This window comes from Aquidulcibacter sp. (assembly GCF_020253525.1).
Taxonomy (GTDB): domain Bacteria; phylum Pseudomonadota; class Alphaproteobacteria; order Caulobacterales; family Aquidulcibacteraceae; genus Aquidulcibacter.
In genome coordinates, this window is sequence record NZ_JADCBK010000060.1 from 23,774 (window position 1) to 50,661 (window position 26,888).

20 protein-coding genes and 1 pseudogene are annotated in these 26,888 nt (G+C 56.5%); 10 read left to right on the forward strand and 11 right to left on the reverse strand.

What is annotated here, in order from left to right:
* Positions 1-251 precede the first annotated feature (251 nt).
* The gene (locus IOB61_RS08020; protein WP_290814848.1) at positions 252-1,682 is read left to right on the forward strand and encodes a hypothetical protein; all 1,431 of its coding nucleotides are present in this window, start codon (positions 252-254) and stop codon (positions 1,680-1,682) included.
* A 195-nt stretch (positions 1,683-1,877) separates the two neighbouring features.
* Entirely contained in the window at positions 1,878-2,654 is a 777-nt protein-coding gene (locus IOB61_RS08025) for an SDR family NAD(P)-dependent oxidoreductase (protein ID WP_290814851.1), read from the forward strand.
* A gap of 109 nt (positions 2,655-2,763) precedes the next feature.
* On the opposite strand, the gene IOB61_RS08030 is transcribed toward IOB61_RS08025, so the two are convergent.
* The 6 genes and pseudogenes from IOB61_RS08030 to IOB61_RS08055 all read right to left on the reverse strand — a co-directional run bounded on the left by IOB61_RS08030 (position 2,764) and on the right by IOB61_RS08055 (position 7,675).
* Positions 2,764-3,102 carry a hypothetical protein gene (locus IOB61_RS08030; RefSeq protein WP_290814855.1) on the reverse strand — a complete coding sequence of 113 codons (339 nt, stop codon included), beginning with the start codon at positions 3,100-3,102 and terminating at the stop codon, positions 2,764-2,766.
* 234 nt (positions 3,103-3,336) lie between these two features.
* Entirely contained in the window at positions 3,337-4,170 is an 834-nt protein-coding gene (locus IOB61_RS08035) for an SDR family NAD(P)-dependent oxidoreductase (protein ID WP_290814858.1), read from the reverse strand.
* Positions 4,171-4,409: 239 nt separating this feature from the next.
* Positions 4,410-5,204, reverse strand: a complete 795-nt coding sequence (locus IOB61_RS08040) for an SDR family NAD(P)-dependent oxidoreductase (RefSeq protein ID WP_290814861.1) — start codon at positions 5,202-5,204, stop codon at positions 4,410-4,412.
* A 6-nt stretch (positions 5,205-5,210) separates the two neighbouring features.
* A complete protein-coding gene (locus IOB61_RS08045; RefSeq protein ID WP_290814864.1) occupies positions 5,211-6,185 on the reverse strand; it encodes a tripartite tricarboxylate transporter substrate binding protein in 975 nt (324 codons plus the stop codon).
* A 125-nt stretch (positions 6,186-6,310) separates the two neighbouring features.
* Positions 6,311-6,517 (reverse strand): annotated as a pseudogene (locus IOB61_RS08050) (hypothetical protein); the annotation flags it as partial.
* A gap of 186 nt (positions 6,518-6,703) precedes the next feature.
* The gene (locus tag IOB61_RS08055) at positions 6,704-7,675 is read right to left on the reverse strand and encodes a tripartite tricarboxylate transporter substrate binding protein (protein ID WP_290814867.1); all 972 of its coding nucleotides are present in this window, start codon (positions 7,673-7,675) and stop codon (positions 6,704-6,706) included.
* A gap of 66 nt (positions 7,676-7,741) precedes the next feature.
* On the opposite strand from IOB61_RS08055, the gene IOB61_RS08060 reads away from it, so the two are divergent.
* The 8 genes from IOB61_RS08060 (at position 7,742) to IOB61_RS08095 (ending at position 20,870) form a co-directional block, all read left to right on the forward strand.
* The gene (locus tag IOB61_RS08060) at positions 7,742-11,359 is read left to right on the forward strand and encodes a hydantoinase B/oxoprolinase family protein (protein WP_290814870.1); all 3,618 of its coding nucleotides are present in this window, start codon (positions 7,742-7,744) and stop codon (positions 11,357-11,359) included.
* A gap of 390 nt (positions 11,360-11,749) precedes the next feature.
* Positions 11,750-12,727 carry a tripartite tricarboxylate transporter substrate binding protein gene (locus IOB61_RS08065; protein ID WP_290814873.1) on the forward strand — a complete coding sequence of 326 codons (978 nt, stop codon included), beginning with the start codon at positions 11,750-11,752 and terminating at the stop codon, positions 12,725-12,727.
* 30 nt (positions 12,728-12,757) lie between these two features.
* Entirely contained in the window at positions 12,758-14,833 is a 2,076-nt protein-coding gene (locus IOB61_RS08070; protein ID WP_290814876.1) for a hydantoinase/oxoprolinase family protein, read from the forward strand.
* Entirely contained in the window at positions 14,833-16,548 is a 1,716-nt protein-coding gene (locus IOB61_RS08075; RefSeq protein WP_290814879.1) for a hydantoinase B/oxoprolinase family protein, read from the forward strand. The genes IOB61_RS08070 and IOB61_RS08075 overlap by 1 nt, the downstream gene beginning before the upstream one ends.
* Positions 16,549-16,690: 142 nt before the next feature.
* Positions 16,691-18,046 (forward strand): ABC transporter substrate-binding protein, encoded by a 1,356-nt coding sequence (locus tag IOB61_RS08080; RefSeq protein WP_290814882.1) that lies wholly within the window; start codon positions 16,691-16,693, stop codon positions 18,044-18,046.
* A 6-nt stretch (positions 18,047-18,052) separates the two neighbouring features.
* A complete protein-coding gene (locus IOB61_RS08085) occupies positions 18,053-18,946 on the forward strand; it encodes a carbohydrate ABC transporter permease (protein WP_290814886.1) in 894 nt (297 codons plus the stop codon).
* The gene (locus IOB61_RS08090; protein WP_290814889.1) at positions 18,943-19,809 is read left to right on the forward strand and encodes a carbohydrate ABC transporter permease; all 867 of its coding nucleotides are present in this window, start codon (positions 18,943-18,945) and stop codon (positions 19,807-19,809) included. Before IOB61_RS08085 ends, IOB61_RS08090 begins: the two co-directional genes overlap by 4 nt.
* Entirely contained in the window at positions 19,806-20,870 is a 1,065-nt protein-coding gene (locus tag IOB61_RS08095) for an ABC transporter ATP-binding protein (protein WP_290814892.1), read from the forward strand. The genes IOB61_RS08090 and IOB61_RS08095 overlap by 4 nt, the downstream gene beginning before the upstream one ends.
* 184 nt (positions 20,871-21,054) lie before the next feature.
* On the opposite strand, the gene IOB61_RS08100 is transcribed toward IOB61_RS08095, so the two are convergent.
* The 5 genes from IOB61_RS08100 to IOB61_RS08120 form a co-directional block, all read right to left on the reverse strand.
* Positions 21,055-21,774 carry a GntR family transcriptional regulator gene (locus tag IOB61_RS08100; protein WP_290814895.1) on the reverse strand — a complete coding sequence of 240 codons (720 nt, stop codon included), beginning with the start codon at positions 21,772-21,774 and terminating at the stop codon, positions 21,055-21,057.
* 126 nt (positions 21,775-21,900) lie between these two features.
* Positions 21,901-22,974 (reverse strand): amino acid ABC transporter permease, encoded by a 1,074-nt coding sequence (locus IOB61_RS08105; RefSeq protein WP_290814898.1) that lies wholly within the window; start codon positions 22,972-22,974, stop codon positions 21,901-21,903.
* Positions 22,971-24,197: an ABC transporter permease subunit gene (locus IOB61_RS08110; protein ID WP_290814901.1), complete on the reverse strand. Its 1,227-nt coding sequence runs from the start codon at positions 24,195-24,197 to the stop codon at positions 22,971-22,973. Before IOB61_RS08110 ends, IOB61_RS08105 begins: the two co-directional genes overlap by 4 nt.
* On the reverse strand, positions 24,148-25,185 hold the full coding sequence (locus IOB61_RS08115) for an amino acid ABC transporter substrate-binding protein (protein ID WP_290814904.1): 1,038 nt from the start codon (positions 25,183-25,185) through the stop codon (positions 24,148-24,150). Before IOB61_RS08115 ends, IOB61_RS08110 begins: the two co-directional genes overlap by 50 nt.
* An 85-nt stretch (positions 25,186-25,270) precedes the next feature.
* Positions 25,271-26,518: an aspartate aminotransferase family protein gene (locus IOB61_RS08120; protein WP_290814907.1), complete on the reverse strand. Its 1,248-nt coding sequence runs from the start codon at positions 26,516-26,518 to the stop codon at positions 25,271-25,273.
* Positions 26,519-26,888: the final 370 nt, after the last annotated feature.

Genomic DNA, 26,888 nt, shown 5'->3' on the forward strand with positions numbered 1-26,888 from the left:
CAACCAAGCCATGATTAAGGCTTATCTGCCTCCACCTGTCACGTGTGATGAAACTGAATTGTGCAGCTAAACTCTTTACCCTTCCGGGCGGCACGCTGCCCCTGCCGGATGGCCTTGAAGGATGGGTGAAATCTACACTGCTGCCAATGATACCCGGCTACCTGCGATCCTGACATTCAAACCTCTTTGTCAATTTAGGGCTCTTCTGACAACCAGCTTGCGGAACGTGAAGGACTGAGGAAAACTGATGATTGAATTGGAACGAGGAAGCGGCCCTGCGACCGAAACACGATATATCCGGCCTGATCGCCTGGGTGCACCGGGATGAATGGCGCGGGCCGATGCAGGAGACGCTGTCGCGTCACACCGCACAGGCTTGCCTTGACGCTGATGTTGATCTCGCCGACATCAAATCCATTGTTGGCGATCATGCGGTCTCAACCGTTTGGGGCGCGTCCTTTGAAGACCTGCTCGCGACCAACATGCCCGATGGGCGTAATCTGGCTGATGAGTATCTGAAACGCCGCGGCTGGAAGGAAAGCGCCTCTACGCGCGAGTATATTGCGGGTCTCCGCCACTCTGTCATGAGCCTATATGAGGTGAGTGGCCTGGTTCCCGGCGAATCGATGCTGCTACGTGATCTCATTCGTGGCGGCGAGCCTGTTCGAGTGATGGAGAAAAGCGGCTCCCAGGGCCTTAGGCAGTGGGATCGTATTGCCACGCGCGTAATCCCGCTGCGGGATCGGAGTGTTATCAGTGGTACGTTGATGCGCCTGGATCATGAGGCCAGCGATATTCTGAAAGAGAGGCTGGCCAAGATAGCACGAAAGAGAGTGCGACAAACGAAGAGCGAGGCCCGGGGCGAGGATAGCGGAACGGACCAGCAAGCCACCATAGTTGGATCTGCGACTGATCAGCTGCTCAGCATGGCGGCCTTCATGTTCACCAATCTTTGGCTATCTGATGAACTGAACGCCGCGAAGGGGAACCAATTTCCTGAACTCTGTAATGCTGAGGGCGATCCGATTGCCTTTACCAAAATGCATTTTCCCCTGAAATCAGGAGTTACGCTGGACCACGTCGCGGACGCGTTGAATACCCTGCCCTCACTGCAACAGGAGGATGCAAGCTTCTGGAACTGGTTGTCTGACGAAGGGCCTCATAAAAAAGCGCCACCGAAGAAGCAGAGCACAAAAAGCCTCGTGACCAGAATGGAAGATGGCGCCTTGGTTCTTGGGACCATTTCCTTGCAGGCCCGCAGGCTGACGCTTGAGGTGAATTCGGAAGCGCGCGCCAAGCGTGGTAGGGCCCTGCTGGAGCAGATCGTTTCCGGACTCGTCGGGCCGCCTCTGGTCGAGCATCTGGATCTCGCTGACCTTCGGAAGGCCAGAGGGGCTGAACCCATATCTGACCCTTTAAGCCTTTCGCCCGAGGAAAAGCGCGATTTCGTCAAGCGCACCCTGGATGCGCATTATCGCCAAGTCATCGAGGAACCGATCCCTGCTCTGGGCAATAAGTCTCCCCGGACTCTGATCAAGACGCCAAAGGGGCGAGAGATGGTAGCCGCTTGGCTAAAAAGGGTGGAGAACCATGGTGAGTATAAGGAGCCGGATGACCCGTTGCGAAGTTATGACTTTACCTGGCTTTGGCGTGAATTGGGGCTGGAGGCGCTGAGGCGTTAGGCTGTTTCTGATGACGCTGCATTCTTGTGCCGCATACTGAGGCTACAGAAATTTTGCTGTTTTGTTGTTGATAGAACGACCTCGAAGCGTTCGGTCAAGAAAGCGGGAGCAGAAACCTGGCCGTAAAAAAAGCGGGCGGGCAACGAAACGATCCGGATAGGCTATTGCATATCTCATGGGCAAGGAGCGCGACACATGCAGAAGAGATTCGCAGGCAAGACGGCGGTGATCACCGGGGGTGCGTCAGGTATCGGGCTCGCAATCGCTCGGCGGTTTATTCAGGAAGGCGGCAAGGTTGCTGCTAATGACATCAATGCGGAAGGTGTGGCAGTACTGGCGACGGAATTGGGTCAATCAGGCATTGCGATCATCGGTGATGTGACACGAGAGGATGATGTCGCATATCTTTTCTCAACAGCGATCGAACGCTTTGGCTCTGTTGATGCAAGCTTTCACGTCGCGGGCGCCAACAAGCACGCCTATATCTCGCGTATGGCAGAGGCCGATTGGGACTTTACCATCAATCTCTGCCTCAAAGGTGTGATGTTCGCCATGAAGCATGCGGCCCAAGCCATGTTGAAGCAGGGGCGTGGCGCCATGGTGAATATTGCCTCCCTGAATGCGCATGTGCCGATGCATGCGGGGGCAGCCTATTCGACAGCCAAGGCCGGTGTTGAGATGCTGACAAAGAACGGCGCGCTGGAACTGACGCCAAGCGGCATAAGGGTGAACGCCATTCTACCCGGGCTTGTGCAGACCCCGCTCACCAAGCGCCTATTCGACAACGAAGAGATCCACGCGGCATTCATTGAGCGTATTCCGCAGGGAAGGGCAGCACAGCCAGACGAAATCGCAGCACCGGCACTTTTTCTGGCAAGTGATGATGCCAGTTATATTTCAGGTGCTTCGTTATTGGTTGACGGCGCATGGGCGGTGAGTGGCTATCCAGATATGCGACCTTGGCGCAATTGATGCAGGATGAGGCGGGCGTAAGCCTGATATGGACGTTCTCCTTGCCTTGAAACCTGCCACGCAAATATCTGATCAGACTATCTTGGTGCTTGATCTTCATTTTCGCTGTTTAGCGGCCCAAACCGATTCCACATTCTTGCATCAAGCCCGAGACATTGCCTCTTGAGGCATTGGCCATGCGGGCCACACGGGCAGAATCCTGCGCAGGCAGGGTGCGTATCAGGCAGGCAGACAGGGCTGTCATGTCTATCGTGCCGCAACCTGCCGCCGCCTGCGCGACACGGCCGCAAAAGGCGCGCTTTTGCTCTGGCGTCTGCTCGGCAAAGGCGCCGCGCAGCGCGTCTGTCGCGCTTCCGCCCTGATCGCCCATGCCGGGTAAGCTAAGGCCCTGCGCCATGGCGGAACCCGTTGCGTACAAGAACAGAGTGATCATCACAAAAAAACGCATGGGGTGTAGCTTTCGTTGAGAGCGATCAGTCTCGGTCGTGAGAATAGATTTGGGCATGACGACAAGCTGATTGCAATGCTGACTGGTACTGACTTTTCTATCAGAAGCGGTGCTAATTCCCGGTAGATCCGGTTACTCAAGGGCAAGGGCGCGTTCCCCGCGCCTGCAACGAAGCAGCACCTTGCCTGAAAGCGAGAAAACAGGGGCCGGGATGGTCACTGTATGATCGAGAACCTATGTATTTTTTGCGGTCAACCAAACCGCGTCGGCGCCAAGCTCGGGCCAGCCAATCGCACGGCCTGCCCTGGCAGCGGCTTCCGCACCCGTAAGGCTGTTGTCCCAACGTGCCGCGATGATGCGCTGGCCCGTGAAATCCCCTGCGGCGTCGGAGACAAGCCAGGCCAAGGGTGGGCCCATGACGCTTGGCCTCAGCATCGCATCCCTGGCCCAGCCTGACTCGGCACCAATGAAAGGCGTATCAGTGGGGCCACCTGGGATCAGCACATTCACCGTGATGCCGCTGCCAGCCAACTCCGATGCCCACACTGCCGAGCTGGCCTCCAGCGCCGCTTTAGTGGCGCCGTAGGGCAATACGCGCAGCATGGTACGGAAAGATGTGGTGTTATTGATTATTCTTCCCCAGCCAGCCTCACGCATCATTGGCACGGCGGCACGCGTCAACAGCATCGGGGCAGTGACATTAATTGCAAAAAAGCGATCCCAGACAGGTGCGCTTAGCTCTTCAAGGCTAGGCAGTCGGGTTTCCGCATCGGGGCGCAGGCTCGAGACACCGATACCCGCATTGTTCACGAGCACTTCCACGCGGCCAAAATGGGACACCGCGGCGGCCATACCCGCTTCGCATCCCTGTGCCGTTGAGAGATCCGCTTCAATTGCGTGCAAATTTGGATGGGAACCATGCGCCACCAGCAACCCATCCAGGCCGTTGGCATCATGATCAAGCGCCGCGATGCGGTGCCCGGCAGCGAGAAGCGATGCAACCATCGCACGTCCAATGCCGCCAGCAGCGCCAGTAACAAGGACAATACGGGATGTTGTTCCATCCATGGTATCCTCTCATGTTGAGGCTAGCTTAGGCTGCGTTGCTCGGGAGACATAGAGCCCTAATCAATTTACTGGTCAGCGGCGCAGCCAAAGTCGGACTGCCGATGGACGAATACTCCACTATTCATTGTATCAATAAAACGCACATAATTTTACGACGGACAGGATACGTTCAGGAAGGCACCGGAGTCTCATAGCCGCTGACGCTGGACAATCCGGAAGAATAAGCCAGCCTGCCGCGATCAACGTGTGGAAGCCGTCAATCCACCATCCACGACGAGTTCCGTTGCGGTCACGTATTTCGCCTCGTCAGAAGCAAGGAACAGCGCGGCATGGGCCACATCCCATCCCTCGCCCATATGGCCGATGGGAACGGCGGCGTTGCGCTTCGCCACGAACCCGTCCAGGTCGCCGCCCGCAAATTGCTCCGCGAGCTTGGCCACCAGCGGTGTGTACATGAGGCCTGGCAGCACGCAGTTCATGCGGATGCCTTGCGGAGCATAGGTAATGGCGGTGGTCTTGCTGAAATGGATCAGCCCCGCCTTGGCCGCCGAATAGGCCGCCTGGGGCTTGCCCGTGTAGCGAATGCCCGCCGTGGAGGCGATGCTGACCACGGCTCCCTTTCCCTGCTTCTGCATGATCGGCAGCACCGCCTGGCAGCAGAGGAAAGCGCTTTTGAGATTGACGGCAAGCTGGCTGTCCCACAGCGCCTCGTCCATCTCACCGGGAATAGCGGGTTCGGACTTGCCGACATTGTTCACCAGCACGTCGATGCGGCCGAAGCGCGCCATGCAAGCCTCGACCAGCCGCTCCACCTCGGCGGAATCCGTGACATCGCCCGTTGCGATCTCGCAGGTGCCGCCCTCTTCCTGGATGATTGCTTGAGTCTCGCGCGCCGCCGCCTCATTGATGTCCACGCCGAAGATGCGCGCACCCTGCCTGGCGAAGAGCACCGCGATCGACTTGCCATTACCCCAGCCAGGACCGACCGAGCCGCAGCCGGTCAGGAACACCACCTTGTCCGTCAGCCTGAACACGCGCGTCTAATCGATCTCGATGTTGATGGCACGTATTACGGGCCTCCAGAGGGCCGCCTCATCCGCGATGAAGCGGGTGGCGCGCTCGGGCGTCGAATCCGTCACCGGCACAAAGGCCATGGCCTCCAGCGCGCGGGCCATCTCGGGCGTGGACATCACGGCGCGAGCGGCGGCGGAGAGCCGCTCCAGCCGGTCCGGCGGTGTGCCGGGTGGAGCGGCCAGGTAGTTGGCGAGACGGATCACGACGTCGAAGCCATCCTCGCGCGCGGTCGGCACCTCGGGCACCACCGCTGCGCGCTGCTCACCGAAGACGGAGATAATCTTGAGCTTCCCCTCGCGGTGCTGCGGCAGCAGTGCCGTGAAGGCGTCCACCGCGAAGGATATGACGCCGGAGAGAAGATCTTGGGTTAACGGCCCTGAGCCTCGGTAGGGCACATGCACCACGTCAAGGTTGCCTGCTCGCATCCGCAGCAACTCCGTTGCGAGGTGCGGGACGCCGCCGATGCCCGAGCTGCCATAGCTCAGTCGGCCGGGCTGGGCGCGGATCATGGCGATCAATTCGGCCAGGGTGTTAACGCCAAGCTGCGGGTTCACCGCGAGGCAGAGCGGCGTAATGCCGAGGATGGAGATATGCGAAAACCCCGTGACCGGATCAAAGGGCGGCACACGACGTGTGAGCGGGCCTGTGATCCCGGCCGTCGGGCTCTGGAAGATCAACGTGTAACCGTCCGGTCGGGCGCGATGCACCTCGCCCGAGCCGATGAGACCGCCCGCGCCGCCGCGATTGTCGACGACAACGGGCTGGCCGAGCGCCTGCCCGAAGGGTTCGGCAAATAGGCGCCCAAAAATGTCCGTGTTTCCACCGGGCGGGAAGGCCACGACCATGCGGATGCGAGAACTTGGGAAAGGCGCTTGCGCATAGGCGGGGGCGGCTAGCAGTCCAAGGCCGGCCGCAGCACGCAGGATCTGGCGCTTCTTCATGGCGTTTTTCTCCTCACCCTCTCACGAGGCGAGATGATAGCCAACATGGCGCGGCCCCGACTGTCAATGTGAGGGTACCGTTCGGCGTGGCGCTTGAACCCGTGACGCGCCAGCGCCTCGCCTGGGAAATCCTTCGACCAAGAGCAATACAGGCTCTCAGCGATGGCTTCGCGGCGGCATAGGTCGGCGATGGTTTCTTCGCCGTGGAGCCCTTCCAGGACGATGCGGATCTTGTCCTCGGCGGAATGGTGCTTGCGCGTGGGGCGGCGAATATCGCGGGCCAGCTTTTCGGTTCGCACCCGCGCCGGTGGGGTGGCGAAGCTCTGGCTCATCTTCACCCTCCTTGGGGTTACGATGAGCCAGAAATACTCCGTTACTCAAATCGCCAATTTGGTCTCATAGGTGCTGACGCCGGACACATCGTCCTACCGTAGCGACAGTAAATAATGCGCGTAAAACTCAGGTTACGATTTTCTGCAGCGTGCTATTGCGGATTGCTTTGACTGAACTCGCTGGGACTAGCGTGGCGCAAACCGTCCGATACGAATGGTGCGCGCCACCCGTTCATGCTCCGCAAGGCTCTCTGCCATCATGCTGCGCATTTCGGCGGGCCCCAGACGCACTGGCACGATAGCCAGATTTCGCATAGCATTGAGGAAGGTCTCGTTCCGGGTTGCAGCAAGCAATTCCTCGCTCCAGCGATTGGCGATCACATCGGGTAGATTTTTCGGTCCGCCCATACCAATCCATGGCCGCGATGCCCAAGAATAACCAAGTTCAGGCATCGTTGGTACATTCGGAAATTCTTCGCTCTTGTCAGCGTTGAGTAGCGAAAGCAATCTCAATGTACCGTCTCTGACGGATGGCAGTACCTCTCCGGCGACAACAGCACACATCACATGCCCCCCGAGCAGCGCAGTGGTCGCAGGGGCGCCGCCGGGGAAAGGAACAAACGTCACCTCCACACCTTCTTCTGCCGCCAGACGCGCCATATTCAAATGACTGTTGGCGCCAATACCGGAAACGCCAATGGTCAGCTTGCCAGGTTCGCGCCGTGCAAAAGCGATCAACTCCTTCAAGGAGCCAAAGGATGAACTGGCTGCGACGGTAACGAAGGTGAGGAAAGAACCGTAGTTCATGAGTGGTGTGAAATCATTCACGGGGTCAAAGCTGAGCGCTTGAAGCTGCGGCGCCACAGCGTTTGTATTGACCGAAAGAAGCCCCAGGATGTGGCCGTCTGGCCGCGCACGTGCCAATTCATTCAACATGATAGTTCCGGCCGCGCCTGTACGATTAACTACCGCAATGGGTTGCCCGATTGCGGGCTCGACAGCGCGGGCCAAGGCGCGTTGCGTAACGTCAAAGGCACCCCCAGGGGAGAATGGCGCAAGAAAACTGACCGGCTTGTCCGGTGCCCAGCGGCTTTGGGCCAGTGCAAGGGCCGGAGTGGCCAGAACTGATGCCAAAAGGTTGCGGCGTGCGAAGTTCATGTCATTCTCCCTACCAGGCGGCGGCAAAGAGCATGCCCTGTTTTTCGATGGGAAGGGAAGACCATTATGGATGGTTTGGTGCTTGGTATCGACATTGGCGGAACATTCACCGACCTGGTTGCCCTTGATACGGTTACGCGCAAGGTAGTCTCAAGCAAAATCTTGACTACCCCAAAGGACCCGAATGAGGCCGTTGCCTCCGGGATTTCCGCACTTTTTTCTGCCCATGGTTTGGACCGGGGGCGCGTATTGCGGGTTGTACATGCGACAACGCTTTTTACGAACGCGCTCGTTCAACGAAGTGGCGCTAAGGTGGGTATGATAACCACCGCGGGCTTCGCCGATACACTGGCCCTTAGGCGCGAACGCAAGTTTGAGCTTTATGATTTAGGCATCAAGATGCCTGAACCGCTTGTTCCCGCAGAAAGGCGCCTTGAGGTACGCGAACGCGTGGATGCTAAGGGCGCTATTCTAAGTCAGATTGACGAAAATGAGGTTCTGGCTGCCGCATCCAATCTTCTTCAGCATGGGTGCGAGAGCCTTGCGGTCTGCTTCCTCAATAGCTTCATCAATCCCACGAATGAAAAAGCTGCCCTCCGCATTTTGCAAAGTCATTTTCCGGAGCTTTCCATTTCAGTATCTCACGCGGTTGCCAATGAAATCCGTGAATTTGAGAGATTTTCTACCACTGTTGCGAATGCTTTCATTGCCCCACTGGCCCAGCAATACTTGGGCAGATTCCGTGCCTGCATCGAGGAAAATTGTGGCATCTCATCGGCCATTTATCTTATGCTTTCATCTGGCGGACTCGCTCCCCTGGATGTAGCTCGACAGAGCCCTATTGCATTGCTGGAATCCGGCCCCGCCGCTGGCGCTTTGGCAGCCGCCTGGTTCGCACGTCAGGCGGGGATCAGTGACTTGCTTGCTCTTGACCTGGGGGGCACCACCGCAAAAATTTGTGTTATTGACAATGGCACGCCACTCATTGCACGTCGGTTTGAGGCCGCGCGTGAAAAGCGCTTCATACCTGAAAGCGGTCTGCCTCTTTGCCTTGCTAGTGTGGATTTGATCGAAATCGGCGCTGGTGGCGGGTCAATCGCTCGTCGTGATGGCCTTGGTCTACTCAAAGTTGGGCCACGTAGCGCGGGCTCTGAGCCCGGCCCGGCCTGCTATGGGCGCGGTGGAGTTGAGCCAACCCTAACTGACGCGAATTTGGCACTCGGCTTGCTGGATGCAGAGAACTTTGCTGGGGGTACGATGAAGTTGGATGCGCGAGCGGCGTCCAAGTGTTTGAACCGTCTTGGGATAGAATTGTCGTTGAATGAACCGTTCACTGCGCTTGGTATTCGCGAATTGGCGAATGAAAATATGGCGTCGGCTGCGCGCGTTCATGCGGCGGAACGCGGGGTTGAGCCCGAAAAACTTGCTTTGGTTGTCACAGGCGGCGGGGGCCCACTACATGGTGCGGAGGTGGCGCGTAAACTTGGCATCAGGACCATGGTCTGCCCGCCTGCCGCTGGTGTCGCCTCGGCTATTGGTCTTTGTCTCGCTCCATTACGGATAGACCGTTCCGTTTTTCTTGGCCAGGCATTAGCGCAAGTTACTGGCGCGAAAATCGAGGCTGCCTTCACTGAATTGGAGGCAGGCATCACACTCAATGCCCCCCCGCAACAAGGTGATTTCACTATCAGGCGCAGTGCAGATATGCGCTATATCGGGCAGGGATTTGAAATTGAAGTTGCCTTACCGAAAGGCTCCTACGGGGACACCCATCAAATTCTTGAGGCTTTTCGTGCTGCCTATGAACGCATTTTTGCTCGCACTATAGATTGGGCAGAAGTGGAAATAGTGGCGCTGCGGATTGTGGCGACATTACCTCTGGTAGATGATCAAAGCCCCCTGACTCTCAGCGAAGCGAAGCTGCTTGCGCAGACCTCAACGCAGGACATCATCTCCCCCCTTGGGTCAAAACTCACTGCGAAAAGGTTGATTTGGGGCGAATCGCAGGCAGAGATAGAAGGGCCCGCCCTAGTGGCGCAATCTGGTTCTACCTTGGTGCTTGGCCCGCGTGATATCGCGAGATCCTCGATTATGGGTATTGGTATCATCAATCTTGAATCAGAAGCCGTACGCGCAGGGGATTTCGATGCTGTAACCACAGAGGTGCTTTGGCGCCGATTGATCGGTGTGGTGGACGAAGCATCTGCCACGCTTGTGCGCAGCGCATTTTCCACCGTCGTCCGCGAATCTGACGATTTTTCAGTTGTGATAACGGATGCGGGGGGTAAGCTACTGGCACAGGGTCATAAATCCATCCCCAGTTTCATCGGCAGCCTGCCGCGAACGGTGGAACACTTCGTCGCTGTCTTCAAAGAAGATATCGCGGATGGTGACATACTGATCACCAATGATCCCTGGTGGGGCACGGGGCATTTGGCCGATATCAGCCTCGCCGTACCTATTTTCCAACAGGGAAAAATTGTTGCTTTTGCGGCCAGTACCGCGCATGCGCCTGATATCGGCGGCAGAAGCGGCGCGCAGCGTATTGCTGATGTGCATGAGGAAGGATTTCAGATTCCGCCCTTAAAGCTTGCGCGTAAGGGAGTGCTGGATCAATCCATCCTTGCACTTTTGGCTAAGAACGTACGCGCCCCAGAAGAGGTGCTTGGCGATCTTTACGGACAAATGGCCGCCCTGGACTTGGTAAGAAGGCGCGTTGAGAAACTCCTTATGGATTGGCGACTTTCTGATTTTGAGAAATTCGCTGCGGCCAGCTTTGATCGGACAGACAAGGCTGTTCGACAGGCCCTAGCGAGACTGCCCAAAGGAAGCTGGACTGCCGAGGAGGAGACTGATGGCATGGATGGCGTACCAATACGCTTGAAGGCAAAGATCACTTTGGAAGCAGATAATGTGACGGTCGATTATACAGGTAGCTCCGCACAGATTCCGGCAGCCCTGAATGTCGCTTGGTGCTACACTTTTGCTTTTACGGCCTATGCCTTGAAATGCGTGCTTGACCCTGAAAGCCCCAATAATGATGGCTCTCAACGAGCAATCCGGCTCATTGCGCCAGAGGGTTCAATCGTCAATCATGTTTGGCCTTACTCCGGTGGTAATCGAGCATTGGTAGGCCACTATTTACCAGCATTGGTTCTCCGTGCTTTAGCCGATGCAATTCCCGATCGCGTTATTGCGCCAACGGGAAGCCCGATCTGGTCCTTCCTGCTCCGAGGCCAGCGTCAGGATGGCTCCCGCTTTGCACTCAAGACATTCTTTAATGGAGGCATGGGTGCAACTGCGCATGGCGTTGGTGAGACGGCACTTTCTTGGCCGTCCAATGTTTCCTCGACACCTGTTGAAGTCATCGAACAACAGGCGCCGATCAGGGTATTGCATCGGCGTATTCGCCAAGGTTCCGGTGGACAGGGGCTAAACAGGGGGGGGGACGGGCTAGAGCAGGCTCATCTCATTCTTGAAGGGGGGCCATTCTCGATCGGTTTCAATGCCGAAAGAACACGCGCGCCTGCGCAAGGAATTCTTGGGGGTGGACCGGGTGTCTGCGGCGTAGTTTCTATCAATGCGACGGCGATTGATATCAAGAACAGCCCCTTTACACTCAGGCCAGGTGATATCGTGGGCATCGCGACTCCTGGCGGAGGGGGATACGGCAAGCCGAGCTAAGTCCCGTCCTGATACATCACTTCAGTGATTGAGGAGATCAAACGCTGACGTTTATGAGCAGTCTTACTATATTCAAACATGGCTTGATGCACCCACCGAAACGTCGCGTAAACCTGACCTTAGATGAGGCAGGCACTCCGTTATTCAGTCCGCCGCTTGGTCTCAAGTTTTTTTGAGACGGAAACGCTGACTATGGTGGCCCCGTCGTATCCTAACGCTTGGGCCAGGTCAGCTTTGAATGCGCATGGCCCATAGTCCCTTTTTGACAAATACCCCTTCGTCAGAAGCCTTGTTCCTACCCATTTGACTCAGAATAAATGTGGCGCCTACGTTAAATACTGCGAGAATACGCTGTGGTTGCAGCCTGAAGCATACGGGAGCATTATCACCATGCAAAGCAGCATCAGCCGTCGTTCAACTGGTCTTGGGATTTTTGCGGCTGCAGCCAGCGCCGCACTGGTGCCCTCCGCGCGAGCTCAGTCTTGGCCGACGAGACCTCTTCGCTTGGTGGTGCCTTTTCCACCCGGCGGTGGGGTTGATGCGGTAGGGCGCATTCTGGCGGAACCTTTGAGCCAAGCGCTTGGCCAAGCGGTTATTGTCGAAAATCGCGCCGGCGCCGGTGGTGCCATTGGTGTCGATTCGGTGGCAAAGGCACCACCAGATGGCTATTCGCTCAGCATGGTCAGCGCCGGAAATATGACCGCAGGTCCGGTCGTACGTCGGACACCCTATGATCCTACAACTCTTGGCTTCGTCACCATGGTTTGCCAAAGCCCGCTTTTGCTGGTCGCGCGCAATACACTTCAAGCGCGCGATCTGGCCGGATTTCTGGCCATGGTTCGGCTGCAGCCAGACCTTATTCGCTTTGCCTCCGGCGGGGTTGGCACGGCAACGCATCTCGCCGGAGAGTTGCTCAATCTGCGCCTTGGCGCGCGTATGCTGCATATACCCTATCGCGGCACGGCACCGGCACTGACCGATCTTGTTGCGGGGAACGCTGATGTTTTCTTCAGTGATTCATCCGCTTGGCCCATGGTGCAGCAGGGACAGATGCGGCTACTGGGCGTCACCACCGCCGCACGCTGGACAACATCACCGGACACACCGGCCATCAATAGCCTAGTGCCAGATTTTGACATCTCCAATTGGTATGGCGTGATCGCGCCCCCTGAGACGCCGTTCGCCATTCGAGAACGCCTTGCTGCCGAGATCTTTCGTATCCTAGGGCGTGTGGAGATACGCGAAATGCTTGGCCGTATCGGTTTTGAGCCCGCGCCTATGGCGCCGGCAGATTTTGGGGCTTTTGTGCGTAGCGAGACGGAGATCTGGCGCGCTGTTGTAAAGGCGGCCAATATACAGCCCGAATAGGGCGCATGCCGCGATCAGAAGAAGGATATCATGACCAAGACTGCGCGCCTCGCTGTCGATATCGGCGGCACTTTCACCGACCTAGTACTTGCACTGCCGGATCGCTCGCTCTCCGCCAAGGTCCTGACCACTTCAGATGCACCAGAACGCGCGGTACTAGAAGGTACGGCAGCAATCCTGGAGAAAGCCGGTATCAATGCAGCCGATCTGGCTTTGGTCATTCACGGAACCACCCTTGCGACCAATGCGCTGATTGAACGTAAAGGCGCACGCACGGCGCTGGTCACGACAGAGGGTTTCCGTGATTCGCTTGAAATCGCTTATGAGCATCGCTTTGAACAATATGATCTTTATATGGAGCGGCCGGAACCACTAGTCGCCCGACCGTGGCGGTTTGAAGTACCGGAACGTATGGCCGCGGACGGCACCGTATTGCTGCCGATTGATGAGGCTGCGGTTGAGCGCATTGGTGCCGCCGCGAAAGCTGAAGGCGCTGAGGCCATCGCAATCTGCTTCCTGCATGCCTATCAGAATGACGCACATGAAAGGCGAGCAAAGGCCATACTCTCGCGGCATTTCGCACCTGAGGTCATCGCGATTTCGAGCGAGGTCTGCCCAGAAATCCGCGAATATGAACGTACCTCCACTACGGTTGCCAACGCCTACGTCCTGCCGCTCATGGAACGCTATCTGCGCCGACTGGAAGATGGCCTGAAGGCGATAGGCAGCGCCGCGCCACTATTGCTGATCATGTCTTCGGGCGGCATCACAACGGTAGAAACCGCGCGGCGCTTCCCGATTCGTCTGGTAGAGAGCGGTCCGGCAGGCGGCGCCATTCTGGCGCAGATGATCGCGGCAGAAAGTGGCATCAGCCGTGCACTTTCCTTCGACATGGGCGGGACGACTGCGAAGATCACGCTGATTGATGATATGAAGCCGCAGCAGGCCCGACATTTTGAAATTGCGCGCGCCGCACGCTTCGTGAAGGGTAGCGGTATCCCGGTACGCATCCCGGTAATTGATATGGTAGAGATCGGTGCTGGCGGTGGTTCGATAGCCCGCGTGGATGGGCTTGGGCGCATTACCGTTGGTCCCGATAGCGCGGGCTCCATGCCTGGCCCGGCCTGCTATGGGCGCGGTGGCACTATGCCCACTGTGACCGATGCGGATTTGGTTCTTTCATGGATTGATCCGGCGCGTTTTGCGGGGGGGCACATAACGCTTGATGCCGCAGCGTCCCATACCGCGTGTCATACTTTTGTGGGAAATACGCTTGGCATGACGCCACCGGAAGCAGCCCTTGGCATCACTGAAATCGTTACTGAAACCATGGCCAATGCAGCGCGTGTGCATGCGGTAGAGAACGGCAAGGAAACCAGCGGACGCACCATGATTGCCTTCGGTGGCGCCGCGCCCCTGCATGCAGCGCGCATGGCACAGAAGCTTGGCATGGATCGCGTGCTGGTGCCGGTTGGCGCGGGGGTGGGCTCCGCCCATGGCTTTCTTGCTGCGCCGATCGGCTATGAAGTGGTGCGTACGCGCCTTGTCAGCTTGAATGCCTTCGATGCGCGATTGGTCAATGGTCTTTATGATGCCATGCGGGCGGAGGCTGAGGCCGTGGTCCGCCTTGGTGCAGCAAATGCGGCGCTACAGGAAATCCGCACCGGCTTTATGCGTTATCGGGGCCAAGGGCATGAGGTGGCGGTTGCGCTTCCGACCGGCCCCTATGGTCCGGATAGCGAAGCCGCCTTCCGCAACGCCTTCGAAGCAACCTATGGTGCGCTTTATGGGCGCACGATTCCGAAGCTCGAGGTCGAAGTTCTGACCTGGACGCTATCATTGGCAGAAGCGAAACCTCTGCCCGCGCGCATCCCGGACCCACCAAGTGCCGCAGCACCATCGCCTTCAGGCATGAGGCGCATCATGGACCCTGGTGTGCGCCAATTTATTGACGCTTCGATTTATGATCGCGCAAGCCTAGTACCTGGCGCGCGCATCATCGGCCCAGCGGTTATTGTGGAGGCTGAAACCTCAACCCTGGTACCCGAAGGCTTTCGCGCTGGCCCCAATGCCGCCGGGCATATTCTGATCGAGAGGATCGCCTGATGAGCAAGATGATCGGCGAAATCGAAATCCAGATTCTTTGGAACCGCCTGCTTTCGGTGGTCGAAGAGCAGGCGCAGACCCTGGTGCGTACTGCCTTCTCCACCGCAGCGCGCGAAGCGGGTGATATCTCTGCCGGTGTCTTCGATATGAAAGGGCGAATGCTTGCTCAGGCCGTGACGGGTACGCCAGGGCATATCAATTCCATGGCGCGCTCGGTCGTGCATTTCCTAGATGCCTTCCCCGCTGAGACGCTGAAGGATGGCGATATCCTGATTACCAATGATCCATGGAAGGGTACAGGGCATCTCTTTGATCTGACGGTCGTTACGCCAGTTTTTCTGGATGGAAGGCCGGTCGCGCTTTTCGCTTGCACTACGCATGTGGTGGATATTGGCGGCTTAGGCGTGAGTGCCGAAGGGCGGCAAATTTATCACGAAGGCCTCTATATTCCGCTCATGCACCTTGCGCGTGAGGGGCGGATGAATGAAGACCTTCTTGGCATTGTGCGTGCCAATGTGCGAGAGCCGGTGCAGGTGGTGGGCGACATCTATGCGCTAGTGGCCTGCAATGAGACCGGCGGCATTCGGCTGCGCGAAATGATGCGCGAATTCAACCTCGTGGATCTTGACCATCTGGGCGAGGAAATCATTGCTCGTAGCCGCCGCGCGATGGCCGAGATCATCGCGAAGCTGCCGCAAGGTTCCTGGACGGCGCGCATGACTATTGATGGCTTCGAAGCGCCAGTCACGCTTGTTGCGACGCTCACTATTGCGGGTGATCGGGTATTAGTGGATTACACAGGCACATCGGGCTTATCGCGATACGCAATCAATTGCCCGATGTGTTATACGGAAGCATATACATCCTTTGGCGTGAAAGCAGCCCTTGCCCCCTGGATCCCGAATAACACGGGCACGCTGGATGCAGTGATCGTGACAGCGCCTGAGAATACGATCCTGAATGCGCCACATCCGGCTGCCGTTTATGCGCGTTCGGTCATGGGGCATATGCTGCCTGATGTTGTCTATGGCTGCCTTGACCAGGCACTGCCGGATACTGTGCCTGCGGAAGGCACTTCGAGTCTCTGGAATCTCAGCCTGCTCGCGGGCCATGGCTTGACTGGAATGGAAGGCAGCGCGGTGCGCGCCTTCAATGTCACCACCTTTCATTCCGGCGGTGCGGGTGCCCGCCCGCGGCAGGATGGGCTTTCGGCAACCCCTTTCCCATCCGGCGTACGCAATGTGCCGATTGAGATTACCGAAGCCATCACACCCCTGGTTGTCTGGCGGAAGGAATTGCGGCGCGGGTCTGGCGGTCCGGGGCGGCAACGCGGAGGGCTTGGTCAGCGCATGGAAATCGCAAATCGGGACGGCGCCGCCTTCGGTATTCAGGCGCGCTTTGAACGCGGTGTCTATCCCGCGCGCGGGCGCAGCGGGGGAGAGGCGGGCGCGAAGGGGCGCTTGTCGCTCGCCACAGGCGCTTCACTCGCGATCAAGGGGCTACAAGTTATCCCGGCTGGCGACCGGCTCATTGTCGAAATGCCTGGCGGCGGTGGGTATGGTGATCCCTTTATGCGTGATCCGGCGCTAGTGGCGCGGGACGTGCGTTATGGCTTGATTGAAGCGGATCAGGCGGAAGCGGAGTATGGTGTCATCCTTACAGCTGAAGGCGAAGTGAATGCGGCGGCTACTCATCGCCGAAGAGCCATTCGGTGATGCAGACGCAAGCTCACCATTCTGGACCGAAATTGCCCAGCCCGTTGCAACCTGGGCCTTGACGCCACCAATGCAAATAAGCCACCCTTTTCGGTAAACCAAAATCAAGCAAGCAATAAAGCTCAAGAAGGGGAAGAAAACCATGAGATCGAAATTTTCTCGCCGTGATGTGCTGGCGCTGAGCGGTGCAGCCTTATCTGGATCGCTTGCCGCGCCCGCTTATGCGCAAACGCGGGAGCGCGTTGCGCGGGTTTGGGGAGAGCCCGGACCATATATTGGTGTATTCACCAATGGCCTGAATGAATGGGCGCAGAGAAACGCCCCCGGTCTGCGCTTCGAGTCTGAGCAAATCGCGTGGGATGCCGTCTATACAAAACTCGCCACTGATCTTGCAGCGCGGCGTCCTCCGGCGCTCATCAGTGTTGAGAGCCCGATTGCCTATCAATTGGCTGCTGAAGGCCTTCTTGAGCCTATGCAGGATGTGAACCGCGCCATTCGTGCACGCGAGAGGCTGGTTGACGGCTTTTCGGTGGATGATTTTGGCACATGGAAGGGAACCGAATACGCGGTTCCATTGCATCACCAGGGCTGCCTTTTCGTCATGCAAGATGATGCACGCCAGGAAGCAGGGCTGTCTGAGCCGACCAATTGGACTTGGCATGACCTTCTGAACGGGGCGAGGGCCATCCAGCAGCGTCGTCAGGGCGGTGCGGGCTTTACCATGGCCCTTGGACGTAACCTGTGTGGCGACTACCACATTCAGCAATTGATCTGGCAGGCCGGTGGCTTGACCTGGGATCCGAGCCGTCGCTTTGAGACGACTTTCAACAGCCCGGCAACCATCGAAGCCTATGACTTCATCAAGGAGTTATTTGCGACCATGCCGCGCTCGGCGGTTGAATTCAGCTTCCTGCAGGTTGTAGATCAACACGTGACCGGGCGGACAGGTTCCAGTTTCTATTGGGGTCGGACCATGGGCCGCGCAGCCGATGAGGCCAAGCCGATCTTCGACAAGATGGAGTATTATCTAAACCCAGCCCATCCGCGTACAGGCGCCCGCTGGTCATGGACCGATATCAATGGCTTCATTATGCCGCGTCAAAACAATCCATTCATCAAGGAAGCCAAGGAAGCCTTGGCGCATGTGATGAATAGTACGGAATGGATGGTACGCTATTCCGCGAGCCTATTTCCGAATGTTGGTCCTGTCTTCAAGGATCAGGCGACGGCGCCGGGCATTCAGCAACACCCGATGTATCAAGCGAAGCGCCGGAGCGTCGATGTGATCTTCACCGGCTTCGTGCCTCACGCGTGTAATTCGGGGCATGAGCTGAAGAAAGGCATCAATCCCCTTGCGGGCATTGGTCATGGACGAAATGTCTGGTCGCAGGTCGCTCAACGCATTCTCGTGAATAATGAGAATACCCGCGCCGCGGTTGAGTGGGGCCATCGCCAATTTGAGGATATCCGTCGCGAGAATGCGCGCTTGCTAGGATAAACCTAAATGCGTCTGCGCCTTAGTGATCGCCAGGTGGGGGTGCTGTTCATGCTCCCCCTCATTCTGGGGCTTGGTGTCTTTCTCATTTGGCCTATTGCTGAAGCCGTGCGGCTTTCTTTCGTGCGCTACAATCCTTTGCGCCCGGATAGTCAGCCCTTTGTTGGCCTGGATAACTATGTCTTTGTCCTGAAGGACCCGTTGTTTTGGGAAAGTTTCAGCCAAGCGCTGATATGGACCGGTTGGTCTACCGTTTTGCAGGCCCTGATTGGCGTGGGCTTGGCCATGCTATTGCATCAGCCGCTCAAAGGCATGAATGCCTTTCGCGGGCTGCTTCTTTTTCCGTATATTGTTCCCACAGTCGTGATTGCACTCAACTGGCGCTGGCTCTTCAATTCAGAGATTGGAATTGTCAATCATCTACTGATGTCGGCTGGCATTATTGACGACCGTATTGCCTGGCTGTCGACGCCCACCATGGCGATGGCAAGTGCCATCCTCCTGAACGTTTGGAAATATACGCCTTTTGTTGTCATTGTCGTATTGGCGCGGCTCCAGACCATTCCGACCGAGCTATATGATGCCGCAAAAGTGGATGGAGCGGGGCCTTTTCGCCGTTTTCGAGACATTACCCTGCCACAACTGGCCGAGGTCTTGGCGGTAGTGATCGTTTTCAGGACGATCTGGACATTCAATAAATTCGAGGAGATCTACCTGCTCACGCGCGGTGGGCCAGGCACCTCAACCTATAACCTGGCACTATATGCTTTTGACCAGTCTATAGCGAATTTACGGATGGGGGTCGGCGCGGCAGCCGGGGTGATTATGCTGCTTCTGCTTCTTCTCGGATCCATTCTGTACATTCGTGTGTCGGGATTCGGCAGAGAGGACAAAGCGGCATGAAGACCTGGGTTGCCGCGCTGCTTTATGCGGTCCTTTCAGCCATTACTGTTGTGGTGTGCTTTCCATTGCTATGGGCCATTTCGACCAGCCTCAAGCCGAAGAGTGAAATTTTCCGTTGGCCGCCGACCCTTTGGCCCGAAAACATCACCTTTGAAAGCTATAGAGAGTTGCTATTCGGTGGCGCGGTGGCGAGCGCGCCTGGCGCGGGCGTACCGCCGTCAGCCTATTTTCTCGACTGGTTCGCGAATTCAGTCATTGTATCGGTCGGATCCACCGCCATATCCATCACGATCGCGACGCTTGCCGCCTATTCATTGACCCGATTTCGTTTTTGGGGACAGCGCGCGGTACCCTACATCGCGATCCTTGGTTACATGGTGCCAAGTGTTATCTTCGTATTTCCCATGTTTCTCACGATGGTTTCGCTTGACCTTACCGATACCCTCCTGTCGCTCATCCTCGGTTATGTCTGCATCACTTTGCCTTTTTGTCTTTGGTTGATGTGGGCATTCTTCCGTGGGGTTCCCATTGAAATTGAGGAGGCGGCGCTGGTGGATGGTGCATCACGGCTGCAGGTCTTTCGCCAAGTGGTCCTTCCAGTGGCACTTCCAGGGATCATCGCTGCAAGCATTTTTTCTCTCATCGTATCCTGGAATGATTATCTGTTTGGCCGTGTTTTTATGAATTCCATGGAGAATCTGCCGCTTACGGTCGGCGTGATGCATTTCTTTGACGGCACCCATGTTGATTGGGGTTTGATGATGGCATCTTCCGTTCTCATGACGTTGCCAATGGCAATTCTCTTTGGTTTCATGCAGCGCCATTTGGTGGCCGGGTTTGGTGCAGGAGCAGTGAAAGGATGACTGATGTCGTCGTAAGAGGGCTTTCGAAGTCCTTTGGCTCCAACAACGTGCTCAAGGCGCTGGACCTTCTTGTGCCATCACGACAATTTGTGACTCTTCTTGGTCCGTCCGGTTGCGGAAAGACAACGCTGCTTAGACTTATTGCAGGCCTTGAAAGGGGAAACGGCGGCGAGATTCTCTTCGGCGAGAATCGGGTGGATCATCTGCCTCCAGGAGAGCGCAACATCGCCATGGTTTTCCAGTCCTACGCGCTTTATCCAACCATGGATGTGGCGCGTAACATTGGTTACGGCCTCGAGGTCCGACGCATCCCAAAGCCCGAGCGGAGTGAGAAGATTAGCACCGTGGCTAAAGTGCTGGAGATAGGGCATTTGCTGCTACGCAAACCAAAACAGCTTTCGGGAGGGCAGCGCCAGCGCGTAGCTTTGGGGCGTGCGATGGCGCGGCGGCCTGATATTTTTCTGATGGATGAGCCGCTTTCTAATCTTGATGCAAAGCTGCGATCGGCGATGCGGGGCGAGTTGAGGCGGTTCCATCTGGATCTTGGCACAACCACTATTTATGTGACGCATGATCAGTTGGAAGCCATGACAATGTCGGATTTGGTGGTTGTCATGAATGAGGGAATCGTCCAGCAAATCGGTACGCCGGAGGAAGTTTACAGCAAGCCCGCCAATCTGTTTGTTGCTGGTTTCATTGGAACACCGCCGATGAACCTTTTTCCGGCCACCAACAGCGACGGTTTTCTGAAAGTCGCCAATACGACCTTACCCATTCAGATATCGTCCGACTTGCCGCGTGAGCTGGTGATTGGCATTCGTCCCCAAGAAGTTAGCGTTGTGAGTACCGGTGAGCCGGGCGCCATTCCAGGGAAGGTCTGGATGGTCGAGCTGATCGGTAGCGAAAGACTTATTGAGGTTGAGATAGCGCCCAAGCTACGAATTACCGCCGAGGTACGAGCGAAGCATCGCGCCGCGATAGACGATCATGTGGCAGTTCGGCTTGATCCGACCCACCTGCATATCTTCGATCCTGTCACCGGTAAGGCGCTCTCTGCTTAGCAATGCCACTGGCTTTCCTTGACATTGTCGTGCTCTGGTGTGCGGGGCAGCAAGTCCCGCTTATACGATAACTGTGTGCTAAGATGAATAGGCTGGTCATCCAGATCTCTCGGAGCCGCGTATCGAATATGGTCAGAGTAGGTAAGGCAGAATTCCCAGCCCAAAAGAATGCCACACGGGCGCGTCAGCTTCGTACGGAATCGATAACGGGCGAAGGCCAATCGTCGCCTTTCGCCAAATCAATCAGATAATCCAAGGCTCCTCCGATATCGGCTTCAAGAAATTCACGAGTCGCAAGGGAATCACGACGCTCAAGCGCGGCGATTGCGGATGCACGCAGTTTCCCACGCTCGACACGCGTATAACCAGGAAAGAGCAAGTTGCTGTAGGGTGCGCTTCGCAACCAGAGGCTTTCGATGATGCGTAGCAGATCTGGCATCGCTGCTGCCCTATAAATTGCAAAGTGTAAGCGGCTGATAAGGGGTATCATCTCCTTGCGCTCACCGCGCGGTCTCAACGCTACAATTTGCGCCTCCAGATGTCTGATGTCTTCCAACTCAACGTCAGTAATCCGCCGCGCAGCATGCGCTGCCGCCAACCCCTCAAGAGCGATACGGATGGCACGCAGTTCTGTCAGCTGATCAACAGAAAGTACGGGAATGCGCATCCACCGATTCGGTTCCGCTTCGATCGCTCGCTCAGCGGCGAGGCGGCGCAATGCTTCTCGGATCGGCGTTGGGCTCACACCCAAAGCGCTTGCAAGTCCTCGAATTGTAATGTGTTGCCCAGGCTCAAATTGTCCGGTCATCAATGCATCACGCAATTGGGCATAGGCATTATCGCGTAGCGTCTGGTGCTCCACGGGAGTAAACGCAGGCAGCAGGTTTGACGAGGCTTCGTTCATGTTTTCTTTGGCGGCCAAATTCTTTGGAAAAAACCGATGACTGGCTTGATATTTAGCCTGATTCTGCGTTTCGCGTCATCCAATGGCGTCACTGTCGAAGGCCGACCCAATTGAAGAAAAAGTCCATCATCTTTCGCCAATTCCAAGCCGCCGCTCCAGGCCCCGACTATATGCTGACATCGCGCTGCAGAAAATCAGATAAATCAGGGCGATGAAGAGATATGGTTCAATGTAAAGGCCCCACCATTTAGCCTCAGCAGTGGAAGCATTCGCAGCCCCAAGAAGGTCCAGCATGGATATGACGACCACAAGCGACGTATCCTTGAATGCCGCTATGAAAATATTGACAAGGCTTGGGATCACCTTTCGCAGAGCTTGAGGCAGAATGATCCGCCTTTGTGTTTGCCACCAACTCAAGCCCAGTGCCTGCGCCGCGTCATACTGGCCTGGCGAGATGGATTGCAGGCCACCGCGCATTGCCTCGGCCATATAGGCTGCAAAAAACAAGGCGAACGCAAGCTGTGCCCGCAGAAGGGTATCCATACTCCAACCGGGCGGGACAAAGTAGGGAAAAAGGATCGCCGCCAGGAATAATAGTGCAATCAGGGGAACACCACGAAAAAATTCGATATAACCCGTCGCCATCCAGCGCAGGACTGGCATCTTAGATACGCGCCCAAGCGCCAACGCAATCGCGAGCAGGAAGGCCAGGGAGACACCAACTGAGGCGAGCATCACAGTCAAGGGCAAGCCGCCCCAAAGCCGTATGGGAACACGGGGAATACCAAGCATACCACCGATCATCAAAAGAGCCATGAGGGGCACGCCCAGGATCCAGCAGAACAGCAGAAGTCTTGGACCAAGCGCCTTTCCCCAAATCCAGGTGCTTACCGACGCCGACAATAATGCGAGGCAGACGACGAGCGCTAACGCCGGGCGCCACTGTTCCTGAAAGGGGTAGGGACCAAACAAGATAAGTCTCCAGCGATCGCGCAGGAATGCCCAACAAAATCCTCCATTTCTGGCGCACTGCTCAGCAGTCTCAGCCTGCCATGTGCCTCTTGTGATGGTCCAATCCCAAACCCCCATTCCCCAATGAACAAGAAGCGCGAGAAGGATAAGAGAAAAAAGCGCATTACCGGGAGTATCGAAAATTCCACCGCCGAAGCGCTTTTTTGGAATCCCATAAATGCCTTTCATGCCGCTGCACCACCACGGCGCATGACGCGGCGATTATAGACATCCATGATCAAGGCGGTGAAAAGCGAAAGCGATAGATATACAGCTAGCAGGATAGACACACATTCGACTGCCCTGCCCGTTTCGCTGATCGTGACCTGGCTTACTCGCACAAGATCCGGATAGCCAATAGCGACCGCGAGTGAGGAATTCTTGGTCAAAGACAGATATTGGCTGGTTACAGGTGGGATGGCGATGCGTAGCGCTTGAGGAAGTACAACAAGCCACAGGAGCTGAAATCGCGGAAGGCCAAGCGCCTGTGCTGCTTCAATCTGGCCTTTCGGTACCGCCAGAATACCGGAGCGGATGGTCTCCGCCATGAAAGCGGACTGATAGATTACAAGCGCACATAACAGGGCGATGAATTCCGGGCTTACCGATGAACCACCGTGAAAGTTGAAGCCCTTCAACTCTGGAAATGAGATGGATGGTGGCGCGATTAGTAGGGCAATCAAAGGCGGCGCCACCAATAAGCATATAGGGAGGAAGTGGTATAATCGGCTTCCATGAACAGAAGGTGTTCGGCGCAGCACTAAAGCCACGCTAATCCCGACTAAGACAGCACAGATCATAGGCAGAAGGGCAGCTGCGGTCTCCGGCGCAGGAAATACCAGGCCACGGTTGCTAAGAAACACCCCTGGCAGAGGCTCCCACGCCTGACGAGGCATGGGAAGCTGCCTGATGATGAACTGATGCCAGAACAATAGCTGCAAAAGCAGCGGCGTATTGCGAATCAATTCAATCCACGTGCCGGTGAGCCGGCGCGCCAGACGATTGGGTGACAAACGGACGAGAGCCAGCGCGAGCGCAAGGATGGTGGTTAAAACGATCCCAGCAACTGCAACCTGAATCGTATTTCCGAGCCCGGCCAGAAAAGCACGAAGGAAGCTATCTCCAGCTTGATACCCGGCAAGGTTTTCGCCGAATTCAAAGCTAGCCCGCCCTGATAGAAAGCGAAAATCTATGCCCAGGTCGCGTCGGGCCAGGTTCCCGGTAAGGTTTGTCCATAACCACCAGATGGCTGCGCCAAACAAGCCTAATGCAAGCGCTTGCCAGAGTCTGGCCCGCGAAGATGGACGGTGCCATAGCCGCGACAGCAGGTTTGGCATCGCCATAGCTTTCAACGAACTTACTTCAGCGCCACGTTGGAGACCATTGCAGTCCGCCCTGGCCAGCAAGCGCATTCAAGCCCCGCGGCAGCTTGATGACGCTCTGCTGCCCGTAATGGCGCTCAAAGATTTCGCCATAATTGCCAACTGCACGAATGATCGCTTGGGTGAAGTCATTGGGTAATCCCATATTGCGGCCAATATCGCCTTCAAGACCGAGGAAGCGGCGTATGGCCGGATCCCGACTTTCGCGCACCAGCTGATCGATATTGGCGCGCGTAATACCCATCTCCTCCGCATTAACGAGTGCGTAATGCACCCAGCGCGCGACATGCGCATAGCGACGATCATCATCGCGAACGATCGGGCCCATATGGGATTTGGCGAAAATCTCGTCGAGGATCAGATGCTGATCGGGTTGGCGAAGTCGTGAACGGCGCATGCCCAGAAATGGTACCTCGGAAGTGACAACGTCGCAGCGCCCCTCTTCATACAAGGCATACATTTGCGTTGTATTCTCTACAGCCAGAGGTCGGAAAGTCATATTGCGAGCGCGAAAATAGTCAGCGATCAGGCTGTCGGTAATGCCACCGGCAACAACGCAAATCGTTGCGCCATTGAGGTCAGCCAAGCGCGTAGCACCCGTCCGACGATGGACCATGAATGCATGCCCGGAGTAAAGAGTTGGGCCAACAAAGTCGAGGTTGAGTTCCGTATCCCGCTGAATCGTGTAGGTAAGAGCAAGCGCCACCATATCAACTTCGCCCGAACGCAACGCGGGGATGCCCTGAGCCAAGGACATTGTTCTGAACTCAACTTTTGTCGGGTCACCCAAAATGGCCGCAGCCATGGCGTGGCAATAATCAACATCTAAACCCACACGTCTTCCCTGTGCATCAAGGGCCGAGAGCCCAGGTACATTTTCATAGACACCACAGCGAAAAGTCCCGCGCTCCCGTATGGTATCCAGCTGTGGCGCAATGGATGCATTTTGCGCAAAAGTCGGCCCCACCATAAGGCCAAGAAAGGCAGAAGCGGCAATTGCCAAAGACCGTATACTCATCCTGTCGTTCTCCCCGGTTTTGAGAGCTCAGCGGCGGCTGATCCTCCCCTCACTCTCGGAAGGGTGGCCGCCGCCACCCCGGCATTCAGTAGGTTCGACCGGAAGCCTCAAGAGCCCTGGCGCCTGTTTTACGCACTTCAGTAACTGCATCGCGAAGATCGGATAGATAATCGTCTACTGCTATCGAGTGGGCCGGATTAAGGTGAAGGTGGATGCCTGGAGGTTCAGCTTGGCGGCCCACGAACCATCCGCGTTGCGTCAAACCTTCTGCGACCGCGCCAATATCGAGCGCTGGATCATTCGAACGATATACGAAGATGCAAAGTTCATGCGGCTCAAGGACTTCAAGCCCTGGAATGGCAGCGATACCGGCCGCCATACGATCCACAGTATCCATCAGCACCCCGGCCCAGTGAACATAGCCTTCCTCACCCAAAAAATTCATGACGGCCCATGCGGCGGCAACGGCACCTCCGGGTCGCGTCCCTTGAGCCGTAGAGTTGACGTAAGCACCTCGTTCCCAGTCACTGAAGTTGAAAGTTTGCCATTTTAGGAGCGCCGCGTCCCGCAGCATCATCATTGATGCTCCCTTGGCAGTATAAGCATACTTGTGCAGATCGGCAGAGATGGAGGTGACGCCCGGCACAGCAAAATCAAAATCGGGAATTTCTCGCCCAAGTTTACGAACAAACGGCGCAAGAAAACCACCGACGCACGCATCGACATGCATCCACAAACCATGTTGCTGAGCCAGCGCCGCAATCTCGCGGATTGGATCAAAGACGCCAAAGGGATAATTCGGCGCGCTTCCAAGAAGCATGATGGTACGCCCGTCAATGCGCTTTGCCATCTCCCTTGGATCGGCGCGAAAATCGTTGCGTGACGTTGGTACTCGTCTGACCTCTACGCCAAGATGTTGGGCAGCGCGGTCAAAAGTCGGGTGGCCCGTGCGTGGGATAACGATATTTGGGCGCTCGACTCCCTTGGTCTCTCTTGCCCAATCGCGCGCTGTTTTCAGCGCCAGGAAAATGCTTTCGGACCCGCCGGATGTGAATGTGGCGGTCGCCTCTTTGGGTGCGTGGTGCAAGGCAAGAGCCATGGATATGACTTCGCCTTCAAGCCGCTTCATACTCGGAAACGCACGCTGCCCCATGGCATTTTCAGTCCAGTAGGTAAGGTAGGCCTCCTGAGCGACGCGCGTGACTTCATCATCTAGAAAATAAAAATAAAGCGCCATGCGACCCTGGCGCCAGGAAAAATCATCAGCTTTTGCGGCGTCCAATTCTGCTTTGAGCTCGCTCCAGGGCCGCCCTTTTTGCGGAAGTAACGTCATGATCAACGCTCCCCGGACATGACGCACACGGTGCATATGGTTGGGCGCCTATGCGGCAGCCATTTGTTCTTCTTTTGTATTACGCCCGGCATCAGCGAGGAGCTATTCTCCATATCAGAATCTCCATCCTTAAGATGTAAGCTCCCTCAATCGTATTGAAGAATGTGATCACATACAACAATTTTTTTGCGGGTCGTACCGTCCCCTTGCGGTGCTCATGAGACCAAACTGGCGATTTGAGTAACGGAGGATTTCTGGCTCATCGTAACCCCAAGGAGAGTGAAGATGAGCCAGAAATCCTCCGCCCCACCCACGCGGGTGCCAGCCGAAAAACTGGTCCGCGATATTGGCCGCGCCACGCGCAAGCACC

What these genes read in the sequence shown, in the direction of transcription:
- IOB61_RS08025 (WP_290814851.1), top strand. Translation starts at nt 1,878, where the DNA reads ATGCAGAAGAGATTCGCAGGCAAGACGGCGGTGATCACCGGGGGTGCG.
- IOB61_RS08030 (WP_290814855.1), bottom strand. Translation starts at nt 3,102, where the DNA reads ATGCGTTTTTTTGTGATGATCACTCTGTTCTTGTACGCAACGGGTTCC.
- IOB61_RS08035 (WP_290814858.1), bottom strand. Translation starts at nt 4,170, where the DNA reads ATGGATGGAACAACATCCCGTATTGTCCTTGTTACTGGCGCTGCTGGC.
- IOB61_RS08045 (WP_290814864.1), bottom strand. Translation starts at nt 6,185, where the DNA reads ATGAAGAAGCGCCAGATCCTGCGTGCTGCGGCCGGCCTTGGACTGCTA.
- IOB61_RS08055 (WP_290814867.1), bottom strand. Translation starts at nt 7,675, where the DNA reads ATGAACTTCGCACGCCGCAACCTTTTGGCATCAGTTCTGGCCACTCCG.
- IOB61_RS08060 (WP_290814870.1), top strand. Translation starts at nt 7,742, where the DNA reads ATGGATGGTTTGGTGCTTGGTATCGACATTGGCGGAACATTCACCGAC.
- IOB61_RS08065 (WP_290814873.1), top strand. Translation starts at nt 11,750, where the DNA reads ATGCAAAGCAGCATCAGCCGTCGTTCAACTGGTCTTGGGATTTTTGCG.
- IOB61_RS08070 (WP_290814876.1), top strand. Translation starts at nt 12,758, where the DNA reads ATGACCAAGACTGCGCGCCTCGCTGTCGATATCGGCGGCACTTTCACC.
- IOB61_RS08075 (WP_290814879.1), top strand. Translation starts at nt 14,833, where the DNA reads ATGAGCAAGATGATCGGCGAAATCGAAATCCAGATTCTTTGGAACCGC.
- IOB61_RS08080 (WP_290814882.1), top strand. Translation starts at nt 16,691, where the DNA reads ATGAGATCGAAATTTTCTCGCCGTGATGTGCTGGCGCTGAGCGGTGCA.
- IOB61_RS08085 (WP_290814886.1), top strand. Translation starts at nt 18,053, where the DNA reads ATGCGTCTGCGCCTTAGTGATCGCCAGGTGGGGGTGCTGTTCATGCTC.
- IOB61_RS08090 (WP_290814889.1), top strand. Translation starts at nt 18,943, where the DNA reads ATGAAGACCTGGGTTGCCGCGCTGCTTTATGCGGTCCTTTCAGCCATT.
- IOB61_RS08095 (WP_290814892.1), top strand. Translation starts at nt 19,806, where the DNA reads ATGACTGATGTCGTCGTAAGAGGGCTTTCGAAGTCCTTTGGCTCCAAC.
- IOB61_RS08100 (WP_290814895.1), bottom strand. Translation starts at nt 21,774, where the DNA reads ATGAACGAAGCCTCGTCAAACCTGCTGCCTGCGTTTACTCCCGTGGAG.
- IOB61_RS08105 (WP_290814898.1), bottom strand. Translation starts at nt 22,974, where the DNA reads ATGAAAGGCATTTATGGGATTCCAAAAAAGCGCTTCGGCGGTGGAATT.
- IOB61_RS08110 (WP_290814901.1), bottom strand. Translation starts at nt 24,197, where the DNA reads ATGCGCTTGCTGGCCAGGGCGGACTGCAATGGTCTCCAACGTGGCGCT.
- IOB61_RS08115 (WP_290814904.1), bottom strand. Translation starts at nt 25,185, where the DNA reads ATGAGTATACGGTCTTTGGCAATTGCCGCTTCTGCCTTTCTTGGCCTT.
- IOB61_RS08120 (WP_290814907.1), bottom strand. Translation starts at nt 26,518, where the DNA reads ATGACGTTACTTCCGCAAAAAGGGCGGCCCTGGAGCGAGCTCAAAGCA.